The 14,336-nt window shown below is 58.0% G+C and carries 10 protein-coding genes and 1 tRNA gene; 3 read left to right on the plus strand and 8 right to left on the minus strand.

Going from position 1 to position 14,336, the window contains the following annotated elements; translation table 11 throughout:
- Window positions 1-15 precede the first annotated feature (15 nt).
- From cbiE to yihA, 4 genes are all read right to left on the minus strand, one after another.
- Entirely contained in the window at window positions 16-1,227 is a 1,212-nt protein-coding gene (gene cbiE, locus AOP6_RS12585) for a precorrin-6y C5,15-methyltransferase (decarboxylating) subunit CbiE (RefSeq protein WP_155877098.1), read from the minus strand.
- Between the two features lie 80 nt (window positions 1,228-1,307).
- On the minus strand, window positions 1,308-1,907 hold the full coding sequence (gene cobC / locus AOP6_RS12590; RefSeq protein ID WP_155877099.1) for an alpha-ribazole phosphatase: 600 nt from the start codon (window positions 1,905-1,907) through the stop codon (window positions 1,308-1,310).
- A 240-nt stretch (window positions 1,908-2,147) separates the two neighbouring features.
- A complete protein-coding gene (locus tag AOP6_RS12595) occupies window positions 2,148-2,777 on the minus strand; it encodes a DUF4405 domain-containing protein (RefSeq protein ID WP_155877100.1) in 630 nt (209 codons plus the stop codon).
- Between the two features lie 126 nt (window positions 2,778-2,903).
- Window positions 2,904-3,524 carry a ribosome biogenesis GTP-binding protein YihA/YsxC gene (yihA, locus tag AOP6_RS12600; protein WP_155877101.1) on the minus strand — a complete coding sequence of 207 codons (621 nt, stop codon included), beginning with the start codon at window positions 3,522-3,524 and terminating at the stop codon, window positions 2,904-2,906.
- A gap of 176 nt (window positions 3,525-3,700) precedes the next feature.
- On the opposite strand from yihA, the gene AOP6_RS12605 reads away from it, so the two are divergent.
- Window positions 3,701-4,216, plus strand: a complete 516-nt coding sequence (locus tag AOP6_RS12605; protein WP_155877102.1) for a ferritin — start codon at window positions 3,701-3,703, stop codon at window positions 4,214-4,216.
- 83 nt (window positions 4,217-4,299) lie between these two features.
- Window positions 4,300-4,785 carry a ferritin family protein gene (locus AOP6_RS12610; RefSeq protein WP_155877103.1) on the plus strand — a complete coding sequence of 162 codons (486 nt, stop codon included), beginning with the start codon at window positions 4,300-4,302 and terminating at the stop codon, window positions 4,783-4,785.
- 87 nt (window positions 4,786-4,872) lie between these two features.
- Here the strand turns inward: AOP6_RS12610 and AOP6_RS12615 are convergent, their stop codons facing one another.
- The 3 genes from AOP6_RS12615 to mnmH all read right to left on the minus strand — a co-directional run bounded on the left by AOP6_RS12615 (window position 4,873) and on the right by mnmH (window position 11,751).
- Window positions 4,873-7,869, minus strand: coding sequence for an ATP-binding protein (locus tag AOP6_RS12615; protein ID WP_213194593.1), 2,997 nt, complete (start codon window positions 7,867-7,869; stop codon window positions 4,873-4,875).
- A 340-nt stretch (window positions 7,870-8,209) separates the two neighbouring features.
- Window positions 8,210-10,678, minus strand: coding sequence for an EAL domain-containing protein (locus AOP6_RS12620; RefSeq protein WP_155877105.1), 2,469 nt, complete (start codon window positions 10,676-10,678; stop codon window positions 8,210-8,212).
- A 2-nt stretch (window positions 10,679-10,680) separates the two neighbouring features.
- Complete coding sequence (gene mnmH / locus AOP6_RS12625) at window positions 10,681-11,751, minus strand: tRNA 2-selenouridine(34) synthase MnmH (RefSeq protein WP_155877106.1); 1,071 nt, start codon at window positions 11,749-11,751, stop codon at window positions 10,681-10,683.
- Between the two features lie 170 nt (window positions 11,752-11,921).
- Between mnmH and AOP6_RS12630 the strand changes: the two genes are divergently transcribed.
- Window positions 11,922-11,998, plus strand: a tRNA-Met gene (locus tag AOP6_RS12630).
- Window positions 11,999-12,119: 121 nt separating this feature from the next.
- Here AOP6_RS12630 and AOP6_RS12635 read toward each other — a convergent pair.
- Complete coding sequence (locus AOP6_RS12635; RefSeq protein ID WP_155877107.1) at window positions 12,120-14,297, minus strand: bacteriohemerythrin; 2,178 nt, start codon at window positions 14,295-14,297, stop codon at window positions 12,120-12,122.
- Window positions 14,298-14,336: the final 39 nt, after the last annotated feature.

The raw sequence follows: 14,336 nt of genomic DNA on the forward strand, positions 1-14,336 counted from the left end.
AGGGACAGGGAATTCCTAATCTTTGACGGCCACCACGATAAACACGGGATTGTAAGCCTCGAACATCTTGTAATCGGTCAAGGGCCGGGTGCGGGCGATATTGATGGTCGTTACCTCGACCTGGTAACCGGCGTTGTCGAAAAATTCGTTGGCGGCGGTCAGCGTATCGAGGGTGGTGGCATTAAGTACGATACGTCCTTCGGCGGGGAGCCGCCCATCGACCGCTTCAAGGATATCCCAGAGGTTTCCCCCTGAGCCCCCGATGAAAACACGGTCGGGATCAGGCAGATCGTCGAACACCGTGGGCGCCTCACCTTCAACCAGCGTCACATGGCGGGCATTGAAGCGATTCAGGTTCTCCTTGATAAAACCGACATACTCGGCATTGCGTTCGATGGCAAAGATGCGTCCATTGGGGAGCAGGGAGTCCGCTTCGATACTGACCGAACCGGAACCCGCCCCGACGTCCCACAGAATCATGTCGTGGCGCAGATTGAGCTTGGCCAGGGTCACCACCCGGATTTCTTCCTTGGTGATCAGATGTTTGGTGGTCGAAAATTCCTCATCGGGAATCCCGAGAGAGGGGATGTAATCGTCACCGCCGCCTTCATATTCCTTGATGAGGATAAGGACATTGAGGGGGGCCGCCTTGTTTTCCAGCAACCCGCGCACATCGGTGACAACGATGCGCTCTTCGGCCGTCCCGAGGTTCTCGCAGAGATAGGCCGCGTAGCCATCCCGACCCCGCCGGATCATTTCTTCGGCAATAGCCGCCGGCGTATTGACCTTGTCGGTCAGTACGGCCGCCTTATTGTTGGCGACGACGCGATCAACAGACCCCTTGATGCCCCGGCCTTCGGCGGAGATGAAAACGGCATCGTCCCAGGGCTCCTTGATCTTGGCGAAGGCATACTGCACCGAACTGACATTCGGTACAAATTCGAGGCATTCCCCGGGCAGATTGCGCAGCAGGTAGCGCCCGATGCTGAAAAAGAGCGGATCGCCGGTGGCAAGGATCACGGAAATCCCCTTTTCAACGTTCAGACGCTCAAGCAGCCCGCTGGCGTTACTGTCGACCACCACCTTTTCGCCGGAGAATTTCGGAAAAAGGGCCAGCAGATGCTCGCTGCCAAAGAGACGCGTGGCCTGGTTGATGAGGTCGAGGGCCCGGCCGCTGAATCCTTCCTGCCCTTCGACACCCGCTCCTATCACATACACTTTTTTCATATAAACCCTCTCCGGTTACTGCACTAGGGCGACAGACCCCAAAACACCGCCCCCGTGAAGGCAGCAACCGCAAAAAACCATCAGCCGTTCAGCAGGGAAACCACCCTGAGGCCGTCGGTATGATAATCGATAATATTCAGGCAGCCGTAATCCTGGGCCAGGTGAAACATCTTTTGAAGGGGTGCGCCGATGGCATCCAGCAGAATGAGGCGGTTCACACCGCCGTGCCCCACAATGACGACCTCTTCCCCAGGGTGGGCACGGAGGATATCCTCCAGAGCCGGCCGCACGCGTTGCGCCAGATCAAGCAGGTTTTCACCGCCGGGAACCCGATAATGCATCAGATCGTCAAGGCGATCCTGCCATTGTTTCGGATAGCTCGCCTGCAATTCCTGCCAAGTGCGGCCTTCCCACTCGCCGACATGAAGTTCTCGCAGAGCCGGTTTGATGAGCGGTTCCAGGCCATGGGCGTGGGCGAGAATCCTGGCTCCCTCTACACAGCGCCCCAGGTCGCTGGTATAGACGGCCCTGATGGCACGCTCCTGCAGACGCATCTGAAGCATGCCGAACTGGGCTCGCCCTTTTTCAGTCAGGGCCACGTCAGTCTGACCATTGTATCGTTTCTGCTCATGCCCCTGAACCTGGCCATGTCGAATAAGGTAAACGCGGGTAGGATTCATATTTACTCCAGCTCCATGCGGCACGCTGCCTTGGTTGTAGCAAACCGCCGGAAAACCTGTCAACGAAATAGAGGCGCACATCCTGTGCGATCGCGGTTCGGGTGCGAACGCCCTGCACGACTCAAAGGTATCGGCGGACGTCAGCTCATGACCAGGAGACTATACCATGAAAAACTTCATCAAGGTCCTCACACGCCGCCGCGCCCCCTGCCGTTTCCCTTAAATGTGGCCCTTGGGCTTTCAGCGATAGACACGATCATCCGCCATGATCATTTCGAACAGCTGCATGGGTGATGCGCCATGGCGTTGGGCGAGATCCTTGAGGGTGACTTCGCTCGACTCCGCCGCATAGCCCTCTTCTGCGAGCACATCCAGTACACCGGGCAGATTGAGGTCGATGCGCCGGGCCAACTCGGCCAGCGGCATGAGTTCGGCGTGGGGGAAGGGAGGCTGCACATCTTCGCCGGCATACCAGGCTTTTTTGGCCGCGGCGCCCAGCTCCATAACCTGCAAAAAGGGCGGCCACTGGGCCGCGCTACCGCCGACGACGACCAGACCGAGAGCCAGGGCGGCGACCAATTCGCGGCGCAGAGTGAATTGTTGCCGCAGACGGTCCTTGAGATAGGCCATCAGCACCCGCCAGTTGTAATAGAGGTGGAAGGCGAGGACGAGAAAAAAGAGGAAACTGAGATTTGTATGAATGCTGCCCCAGGCCTGTTTGCTCAGCCCCAGCAGCCTCCAGTCGGTCCAGTAGGCTACCCGGCCCTCGGGGACGACATAGAGCACGAAACCGGAGACGGTCATGATCAGACCGCTGAAGGTGACGAGCAGGGTAATGAAGTTGCGCGGACGAAAAATTGACGGTGACATGATCTGTTCTCCCCAGGGGTGACAACAAGCGGACCAGGCGGGTCCGCAGCTCCATCTCTTCTTTGCAGGAGGGGCGCCAAACCCCTTGAAGCGCGCGGCGGGCTGGCCAGGTAGACGGGCCGAAAATCAGGCGTCCTCTTCGATGATTCCGACTTCCTGGCGATCCTGGGCCAGCGCGTCCTCGATCCTTTCCCACACTTCGTCCTTGCCTTCGCGGTTAAGGGCGGAAAAGAGGCTGAAGGCGTCCCGCGGCAGTCCCGTAGCCGCCATAATCGGTTTGATCTGCTTCTCGCGCTGCCCCCGAGAGACCTTGTCTACCTTGGTGAGAACGGGAATGGTCGGAATCTGGTATTCTTCCAGCCAGTCCAGCAGCTGGAGATCCTCCTCCCGGGGAACCCGGCGGATATCGAAAAGAATGACCACCGCCCGCAGGTTGTGGCGCCTCTCCAGAAAGGTCCTCACCATGGGGCCCCAGTCCTTCTTGACCGCCAAAGGTACCTTCGCAAAACCGTAGCCGGGTAAATCAACCAGGGAAAAGGTGCCGTTGATGTCGAAAAAATTCAGGAGCTGCGTCCGGCCCGGCGTCGACGACGTTCTGACCAGGGCCTTGCGGTTGACCAACACGTTGATCAGGGTGCTTTTACCCACATTACTGCGACCGGCAAAGGCGACCTCGGGGAGATCGCTCTCGGGATAGTTGTCGGGACGGGTGGCGCTTTTGACAAATTCTGCGGTTTTAATGAGCAAGGGACCCCCGTGAAAAAGTGTTGATTTCTGTTAAACTGAAGGATCGTCAGGATAGCCCAGTTCCCTTGGATTTGCAACGGCGCCGCAGATGGCGCGCTGGACAAAGCCAACTGACATGGTTATAATTCTTGCCGATTCTTGCGAAAAGAACCTTTCAAACGATGAAGGAGACCACCATGCTCAGCCCCAAAATGCAGGATGCCTTGAACGAACAGATGAAAAACGAGTTCTTTTCCGCCTATCTGTACATGGCCATGGCTGGTTATTTTCAATCGGAAGATCTGCCGGGCATTGCCAGCTGGATGCGCGTTCAGGCTCTGGAAGAGATGACGCATGGCGAAATGTTCTTCAATTTTATCTGCGATGCCGGGGGACGCACCCACCTTTTGCCCGTGGATGAGCCCCAGAATGATTTTGCCTCGCCGCTGGGCGCCTTTGAGTTCGGACTCAAGCATGAACAGTTCGTGACCGAATCCATCGGCAAGCTGCTTGATCTGGCGCGTGCTGAAAACAGTCACGCCGCCCAGGTCTTTCTGCAATGGTTCGTTACCGAACAGGTCGAGGAAGAGGCCAGCTTTTCCCTGATCATTCGCAAGCTTTCCCGCGTCAAAGATGACGGACGCGGGCTGCTCATGGTCGACCAGGAACTGGGACAACGCGTCTTTACACCCCCTGGCGCGGCGGGAGCTTAAGGGTTTTTTGCTCTATCCAGGACAAGACTTCACCGGTATTGCCATTGGGTCAATATCACAATTTACTTTCAAAGGAGAGACACATGGATTTACAGGAAGCGATCAAACGTTCCATTCAGACGGAAAAAAACGCCATGGATTTTTATCGTCTGGCGGCTACTCACATGAAAGACGCCGATGCCAAACGGGTTTTCGAGGTACTGGCCCGCGACGAAAAAGAGCATGCGGGCCAGTTCTTTGCCATCTACAAGGGCAGTGAGATCAACTCATTTGATGACTTTATCGCCACGCCGCCCAAAGAAGAGTCTGATTGGATGGCCGATCTGCGCAAAATGCTCAACGCCGACTTCAACGAGCGTCAGGCCATGGAACTGGCCATGAAAAAGGAACAGCAGCTTGAAAAGGCGCTACGGGAGATGGCCGCCAAGGTCGATGATCCCCAGGTGCGCCAGGTATACGAAGACAACGCCAAATCCACCAATCATCACTACCAGGTTATTGAATCGGAATACGCCCGCCTCATGGGCATGGTGCATGAGACGGACATCGATACCTTCGTGCGCGAATAGTTCCACCGCGGGCAAAACGATAGAAAAGCCTGCTCCGGCTTCAGCACGGGGCAGGCTTTTTTGTTCAGGCCGTCAGGACGGACTGCGTCACCTCTCAGGCTCCAGGGGTATGGTAAAGCTCACCTTCGTCCCCTTGCCCACCTCGCTCTCCACCCAGATTTTGCCCCCGTGCATCTCCACAATGGTTCTGGCGATGCTCATGCCCAGGCCCAGGCCGCCGATGGCCGTGTCGGAGGCGTCGGCTCGATAGAATTTCTCAAAAACCCGCTCGACCTGAGCCGGCGTCATGCCGATGCCATCGTCCTCCACCGTCACCAGCAGGCAATCTTTCTGCTTTTCCCCCTGCACCCGGATAGTTCCGCCCTGAGGGGAGTATTTCACCGCATTGCTGACGAGGTTGTCCAGTACCTGGGCCATCTTGTCCTTGTCCACGAGAACTTCGGTCACATCCTGCGGCACCGAAATCTCGAAGCGATGCTTGCCCTGTTCACTCCGGTAAGGGCCCAGGACCTTCAGCAGGCAGTCACCCATATCACAGGGAGCCCGGTGGAGAACGATGACCCGGCCCGACTCAATGCGGCTCAGGTTGAGCAAGTCATCGACGATCTTCTCCAGATGTTGCACCTTGTCATAAATCGTATGGGCGTAGTCCCGGGACTGTTCGTCTCCTACTCCATCCTGATGGGCCTGCAGAAGCTCGGCATACCCCATGATCACCGCCAGGGGCGTGCTCAGCTCATGGGCCGCCGTCGCAATAAACTCGCTCTTCATGCGGTCGATCTCCCGCTCCCGCGTCACATCGTGGAGCAAGGTGATCCACTCTCCGCCGATTCGATCATGCCGCCGCACCGGCGCCGTCCTCGCTTCCATGATACGGGCCCCTTCCCTGCTTTCTCCAGGCAACTCGAAGATAAAGGGATCTCCCGTTTCCTCGCCCGCAATCGCCCGCTGCAGGTAGTCGCGCAATAAGGCTGGCAAGGCGACTTGAGCCAAGGGAAGAAGAGATCCCGAGGGGCATTGCAGGGAGAGGATCTGCTCGGCCACCGGATTGGCCATGACGAGATTTCCACCTTGGTCGGTAACCAACAGGCCATCGACCACCGAACGCAAAATGGCATCGATGCGGTCGCGGGATTCCTGGGCATTTTCCAGAGCCAACTCGAGCTTGGCTTCTGCCTCCTGCCGTGCGGTAATATCTTCGTACAGGGCGACCACTTCACCGGAGGGCAAACGATAGAGCCGGTTTTCCTGCCAGCGAACCTTGTCATGCTCCCCCGGTGACAAAGAGGAAAACATCTCCGGATTCCCGCTTTTCCAAACCCGTTTGAGCGCCTTGAAAATTTCCAGATCACGCATTTCGGGAAAGGACTCACTCAAACTTTTGCCAATCAACTCCACATGGGCGACCCCTCCCATGTTCCTGGCGGCCTGATTGCAGTCAACCAGAATGAAATCTTCGCCATTGTCCCGGGGTTCATAGATGGCCACGCCACTGTTCATGTGGCTGAACAGCTCGGTGAAGCGGGTTTCGCTTTTCTGGCGGGCCTCCTCAGCCTCTTTGCGCTCCGTCGCGTCCAGGAGAATACCCTCGATGGCCAGCAGGCGCCCGTCCTGGGCGAAGACACCGCAGCCCTGGTCCACGACCCAGCGCTCTCGCCCCCAGATGTCGACCAGACGGTATTCGACCTGAAATAGACTTTTCTGCTCGACGCTCGCCTGAATATGCTCCCACACCCGTTCCAGGTCCTCGGGATTTATCAAGTCGGCAAAGGCGACAGTGCGATTGTCGATCAGATCGTCAGGGGTATAACCGGTGAGTTCCTGACTGCCGGCGCTGACAAATTCCAGACTCCAGGGCGGGTCGTTCTTGCTGCGGTAAACCATGCCCGGCAGGTTGCCCATCAGGGTGGCCAGCTTTCGCTGTTCCTCCCGCAGGTTCGCTCCCACGCGGCGAAGCTGTCGCCTGTTGGCCTGAAGAGCTACCGACAGCAGGATAAAAAGCAGCAGCGCCCCCGAAACGAGCCAGAAGAAGGTTTTGTTTACCGTATAGACGGGCTCGGGGCGATAAAGAACCAGGCTGTTCCGGGGCAGGTCAGAGGCCTTGAGACCGAAACGGCTGAGTTGCCGGTAATCGAACATGCGACGATTGGCCCCTGCAGTCACCACGGGGATCGCCTCGGGCGATTCTCCCTGCAGAATACGAACGGCGATGTCAGCCGCCATCTCGCCCTGCGAACTACCGCTCACCAGCACCCCGCCGATGACCCCCTCGCCGAAATTCAGATCCCAGGGACCCCAAAGGGGAACCGTACTGGCGTCGCTGAGAATCGGCGTCACTTCCTTCGGTGTCAGCACCTGCCCGTGGGAATCGGTCACGAAGCCGACCATAAGCACAAGATGATCCGGTGGCAGGGTCTTGAGCCGGGATATCACCTCGTCCAGGGAGAGATCGTCCCAGAACCTGAACTGGAGACGGTCTTTGAAACTGTCGCCCAAACGCCGCAATTCGGCCTGAATGTTCCGACCTGTTTCATCAACTCTGTTGCCCAAAACTACCAGTGTGCGAGATTGGGGGCGCAGACGCAGAAGGATATCGAGAGTCTCCGCGTATGAAGGCGTTTCCGCCACGCCGGTTACCCCCCGATGTCCGGCGAGCATCTCGGGACGATAGTTGTTGACACCGCAGAAAACCACCGGCAGTTCCTGGAAGAGATCATCCCGGTGACGCAGAACGAAGTTCAGTGCATCGTTATCCGACACCATGACCAGGTCGAAATGCCTATCGGAAAGTTTGCTGACCAGAGCCCGGTCGACGGTCTCCGTGATGTAGAAGGCCCCCGGGTGACGCTTGGTGTCCATGTACTCGGAATAAATCCGCACCTTTAGTGGTTGCGAGGCGAACACCCGGGCGACAGCCTTGTCGATGGCCACCGTCCAGGGAAACCCGTGATCATAGGAATGAAGAACGAGGACGTCTTTGGCCGCGGAGTACTCGGCGCGACCCTGGGTGGGCAGAAAGGTGCCGGCAGCCAGAAAAAAAACAAAAAAGAGGAGCGTCCTGAAGATGCGGGCGGTAAGAGGCATGTGAATCCCTATGGAAGCAAGAGGTGATGCCGCACAGGTGCTGCTAAGTTTAAAGTGAAACGCAGATCGTCCCGGGTGTCTACCCCTGAAAATCATTTTGTTTCCTGGGGCGAAAGAAAAAGAGGGTTCTTTTCCAACCTAATCGCTGAAAAGGTCCAACTGCTTGAAGTGAGTCTCGGATATTTTGAAGGGCATCGACTGGAATCGGGGGCACTGCAAAAGAAGGATATCCTGCGACTGTCGACAGCTGCGCAGGCATTTCTGGCAGAGTCTGTTCGCCTCGTGGCGGGGAATGGTTTTAGGCACAGCGCACCTCTTTCGTCCGATTGTTCCGAAAAGCTTAGCAGTCGCGCCTGCCCCCGGCAAGAGGGAAAAACCTCTCCACCTCCTCGGGGGGGACGGGCAGGGCCACCAGGTAACCTTGAACTTCGTCACACCCCTGCTCCCGCAGAAAGACGCGCTGTTCTTCTGTCTCCACCCCCTCGGCCACCACCTTCAGACGCATGCTGTGAGCCATGGCGATGATCGCCCGGACAATGGCGGCATCCTGCTCACTGCTGACCACACCCCGCACAAAAGTATGATCGATCTTCAGCACATCCAGAGGGAAGCGCCGCAGGTAGTCGAGAGAAGAAAAACCCGTGCCGAAATCATCCAGGGCTATGCGGATCCCCATATTCTTGAGCTTCCTGAGGATATCGATAGCCCGCTCGGTGTCCTGCAGAATGACGCTTTCGGTGATCTCGAGCTCCAGGCATTGGGGGGACAGGCCTGTATCTCTCAGAGCCCTGCATACCGTGTCGACCAGGTCTTGCTCGCCGAATTGTTGGGCCGACAAATTGACCGCCACCGGGAAGGGATGATAACCCCGCTCCTGCCATTGGCGATTTTGCCGACAGGCTTTTCGCAGGGTCATCTCGCCCAGGGGAACGATGAGACCGGTTTCCTCGGCCAGGGTGATGAAGTGGGCCGGAGCGATCAGGCCGCGATCGGGATGCTGCCAGCGGGCCAGCGCTTCGAGGCCGGTGAACTCCCGGGTAACACTATTGAACTTGGGCTGGTAGTGCAGAAGGAACTGGTCACGCTCCAGACTGCGACGCAGACTCGTCTTCATGGCCAGACGCTCCTGCACCTGCTGGTTCATCGCCTCGGAAAAAAAGATGTAGCGGTTCTTGCCCTGCTCCTTGGCGCAAACCATGGCCGTTTCAGCTTTCTGGATCAGCTCCTCGGGATCCGTCCCATCAATGTCGCTCAGGGCAATGCCAATACTCAAGGTGACATAAAATTCCCGGCCGACAAATGCAAAGGGAGTTGACAGGGAATCTACCAGCTTCTGCGCCACAGAGGCCGCATCTCCTCCGGGTACCACTTCCCTCAGGATGACGGCGAATTCATCGCTGCCGGGACGGGCCACCGTGTCACTGGCCCGGATACACTCTTTAATTTTGCGGGCCACCTCCTGCAGCACGCGATCTCCGGTCTGGCTGCCCAGGGTGTCGTTGATTTCCTTGAAATCATCCAGATCGATAAAAAGGACAGCAACTTGCCCCTGATGGCTATTTTCGCCGACGAGACTCTGCTGCAGTCGGTCGAGAAACAGAAGCCTGTTGGGAAGATCGGTAAGAGGATCGAAGTGGGAAAGATAATGCAGCTGTCGTTCTGTCTCCCTCAGGCGGGAGAGGTCGGTGGCGGAAAAGACGTAATGGCCATTTTCTTCCCCATCGCTTCGCGCCGCGTTGACGGAAACCAGCGCCGGGAAAGATTCGCCGTCCTGGCGCCGACTCCAGACCTCTCCCTGCCAAAAGCCCTTGTCCGTCACGGTCTGCCAGATATGCCGGTAGAACTCTGAATCATGCTGACCGGACAGGAGGTCGCCCAAGGGCCAGCCAACGATCTTTTCGCGACGGAATCCCGTCAATCGACAGAAGGTATCGTTCACATCGACCACCCAACCCTGCATATCGGTAATGAGGATCATATCGCCGCTGCTGTGGAAGACCTTGCCGGCGAGGGTGAGCTTTTCCTCGATCCGTTTACGTTCGGAGATATCCTGAATGGTGCCGACCAGACGGACCGCGTCCCCGCCGGCATCAACGATCCTGTCCGCCTGCCCATGCACGAATCTTTCCGTGCCGTCGGGGCGCAGAAGGCGAAAATCGAGATCCAAGGGAGGGCCGTTCTGCCAGAGCTGGTCGAGGCCGCGGCGGATGGCCTCGCGCTCCCGGGGATGAATATGTTCCAGGTAGGCGGCCAAGGTCAAGGAGACGGCGTCGTCGGCAACGGCCAGAATGCGCCGAGCCTCTTCGGAGAGGCGCAGCCTGTCTTCCCCCCGCTCCCACTCCCAATTCCCGAGACGGGCCAGACGTTGCGCATGGGCCAGGCGCTGCTCTTTCTGACGCAACTCCTCCACATTCAGGCTGGCTCGCAGCATATAGCGCACATGGTGGCGCAGATGAGCGGCATTGATGGGTTTGGGAATAAAGTCCGTCGCCCCGGCCGCATAGGCCCTCTCGGCCACTTCACGCTCTTCCGAGGCGGTCACCATGAGAATGGGAAGGTGTCGAATTTCGTTAATTTTTCGCAGCTGGGAACAAACTTCGAACCCGTCCATATCGGGCATGATCACATCGAGCACGATGAGATCAGGATGAATCTGGCGAGCCCTCTCCATGGCTTCACGACCATTGCTGGCCTCGACAACCCCAAAGCCGGCCGCCTCAAGGGTGTCCCGCAACATGGTCCTCATCAGCCTTTCGTCATCGACGATCAGCACCAGGGGCGTTTTTCTTTGCGTGCGGCTTTCGGGCATAGCTAGGCCTTCCTGAGACCGTGAACCGAGGGCTCGGCCAGCAGACGGCGGATCGACTCTTTCAGTCGGATTATCCCTTCTTCTTCCGGTTCCAGGTGAATCTCGATGCGCCGGTCGGGATGGGTGTGAAAATACAGGGGATCGTAATAAAGGCTCATCAGATCGGTCACCAGCTCCCCCCACTTTCCGGCGTGAAGCAGCGCCAGCAGGCGGTCTACCGTCTCGGCACCAAGACGTCGTTTGAGGGCAACAATGGGGGCGACAAAATCTTCCCGAGGAATGCTGTCGACAGGATATTCCTGCAGAATCAGCTGGGTACGGTAATCGAGAGAGGCTTTCAGCCACAAGGACGTTTCCTGCTGCAGAGCCTCGTATACCCGGGGGGGCAGAACGACCTTGCCGATGTTTTTGCTTTCCCCTTCAGCCAGGGCGTAGCCGTCTTGAGGTATCTTGCGCAGGGCGTCCCAGAGCCTCGCCTCGAAGGTCTTCTGACTCGGTTGCTCCCCCAGCCCCAAAGCACCAAAGGCGCTGCCCCGATGATTGGCCAGACCCTCCAGATCAAGGACCGGATAGCCTTCCCCACGCAAGCGGTGCAGGATGCGGGTCTTCCCCACCCCCGTGAGACCGCGCAGGACAAGGAGCCGTCCCCACTCCCCTTTCTCCAGGAACTCGCGCACCTCGGCCCGGAAGGCTTTGTGGCCACCGGTTAACTGCCGTGCCGAAAAACCGGCGAGATCGAGAAACGCCGTCAAGGCCCGACTGCGCATGCCGCCGCGCCAGCAGAAGACCACCACCGGGCGCCGGCGGTTATCCAGCACCTCATCGACCTGGCGAATCATGGCCGGAATACGGGGTGAAACAAGATCCACCGCCAGCCTTCTGGCCGGCCCTGGACCCTCTTCCTTGTAAAGAAGTCCCACTCGAGCGCGCTGCTCGTCGTCAAAAAGGGGGATATTCACGGCCCCGGGAATGGTCGTCTCGGCGAATTCGGACGGGGTACGGCAGTCGATGAACAGAGCCCCCTCGTCCCGCTGCAGCAGCGCTTTTTGCAGGTCGATTTTCAGATGATGCATGACTGGATTCCAAGCCCTCTCAGGCCCCTTTAAGCGGGGCAAGCCAGCATTCTAGCGAAATGCCTGCACTTAAACAAGGAGTTCCATGTTTTCAGACAAAACGGGAGAAGAAATTTTTAAATTTAATAATTGACAGCGCCAGGGAAAGTGTATATAGTTTTGAATTCTGGCGCGGGGTGGAGCAGTCTGGTAGCTCGTCGGGCTCATAACCCGAAGGTCGAAGGTTCAAATCCTTCCCCCGCAACCAAAAAATATCAGGGATCTGCTTTTGCAGATCCCTTTTTTTATTGTCGCCATGCCCCTAAGTATTGTGGGGAGCCCGCACCGGACTCCCCACAATGTCATACCCATCCCCATAGCCGTCAGACTCAATAAACCCCGCGATCGTTCAGGAACGGACCATAGGCCTTGTCGGTCTTCTGAATGTGGTTGGTCAGCCAGGACTTGAGAAAGTTGAAAACGTCGCTGGAAAGGGTGGCCTTGCCTTGGCTGAACTGCTCCCGCAAGGACGCCACCTGCTTGACCAGGTCCGCATGGTGCTTTTTGTGGGCAGCAAGGTCGGGATAACCTTGGTTTTGCATCATCCTCTCTTCGCTGGAGAAATGTCCCTGCGTGTATGCGATCAACTCGTCGAGGACTTCCCCGAGAACCTGATTCCCCTGTCCGCCCTTGAGAGCCCGATAGAGCTTGTTGACCAGGGCCAGCAATTTTTTGTGCTGGCGGTCGATCTCAACAATGCCCACGCTGAAGGCCGGCCCCCAGGCCATGAGGTCACCTGGCGAAGACTCCTCCCCGTCCCAGCCGAGGGCCGCCTGGCCACCTGCTGGCGCGCGACGTTCTGGAGCCGCAAGCCGGGCAGAAGGGGAAGCCAGCTGAAAACTGGACAGCATCTGGCGCAGATGTTCCGCCTGACTGGAAAGTTCTTCAGCGGCGGCGGCGCTCTCTTCGGCATTGGCCGTATTCTGCTGGGTAACCTGATCGATCTGCCCGAGCCCTTGATTGACCTGGGCGATGCCCTGGGCCTGTTCGTTGGAGGAAGCCGCGATCTCGGCAACCAAGTCCGTCACCTTGGTGATGCCCGCCACGATTTCATCCAAGGCGGATGCGGTCTTGTCGGCGATATCTGAACCATTCTCCGCCTTCTTCACCGAACCTTCAATCAGCTCGGCCGTCTCGCGGGCCGCCTTTGCACTGCGCGCGGCGAGATTGCGTACCTCTTCGGCGACTACGGCAAAACCCTTGCCGTGTTGACCGGCCCTGGCCGCCTCCACCGCCGCATTGAGAGCCAGCAGGTTGGTCTGGAAGGCAATCTCGTCGATGACCTTGATAATCTTGCTGATGTTCTGGCCCGATTCGTTGATGGCGACCATCGCCCCGACCATCTGCTGCATCTGTTCATTGCCCCGTTCGGCTGCCCCCCGCACATCGGTGGCCAGAGTGTTGGCCTGGGTGGCGTTCTCGGCGTTCTGCCGGGTCTGGGAGGCCATCTGGGTCATGGAGCTGGTGATCTGTTCCAGGGAACTGGCCTGCTCCGTCGCCCCCTGGGACAGCGACTGACTGGAATCGGAGACCTGGGACGAACCGGCGGCGATTTGCGAACCGGCGGTCTGAACCTGACCGAGGATGGCGTTGAGGTCGGTGCCAACCTTCTGCAGAGCCCTGCGGACAACATCGTCCTCATCTTTGGGGATTACCTGAAAGGTCAAGTCCCCAGCGGCCAACTGCTGCAGCGAGCCGACAACCTCACCCTGCAAACTATCCGCAAAGGCATCCATCGTGCGGCCGATATGCCCGATCTCATCCTGGGTCGACAGGTTGAGGCGGTGGTCGAGATGGCCTTTATCCATTTCAACGATCATTTTTTCCAGAGAAAGGAGAGGACGTCGAACCAGGGCGCCAAGCAGAGCATAGACCCCGATGGAAGCCAACACCAGGCAGATAAGGCCCGTGGTGATCCCACTGGACAGGCTTTTGCCAGAAGCACCGGCAATCAGAGCGGCCGTCTGCGCCTCGGCATCGCGCAGATCCTTGAGACTGTAATCCAGATAGAGGATGCCGGCGAGGTCCCCGTCTTTGACCCCTTCATGACAGCCGAAACATTTGGGCTCCATGCGCAGGGGCTGAATGACCAGCAGGGTATTGTCGCGCTGGAATTCCCGCAGGGCGGTATCGTCCGACAGCGCGGCCTTGTATGCCTGTTCGTCCATGCGTCCGCCGACGGACTTGGTCAGGCTGGAATAATGGATATCCCCATCGGGACCAGCCAGACCGACTTCTTCGACATTGCGAATATCCCCCAGCTCATGGAGCAGGTCGGCAAAGAGATCCATTTCGCCCTGCTCCACCGAGCCCTGGGTACCGATATGCAGACTTTCGGCTACGCGCCGAGCCTGGTCGTATATGGCGACCTCCAGCCGTTGCCGGGAGTCTTCTCCGGCCTGTTTCAGCAGGACCGTTGCCTGGCGGGTGGACACAAAGGTGCTGATGCCGAAAGCGACCAGCAGCAGCAGGACCAGAAACAGCGTCACTTTTCTCTGGATGTTCATTGCAGCGATACCTCATGGTTAAGGTTCAACAACCGCCCC

The sequence above is a fragment of the Desulfuromonas sp. AOP6 genome (assembly GCF_009731355.2).
GTDB lineage: Bacteria > Desulfobacterota > Desulfuromonadia > Desulfuromonadales > SZUA-540 > SZUA-540.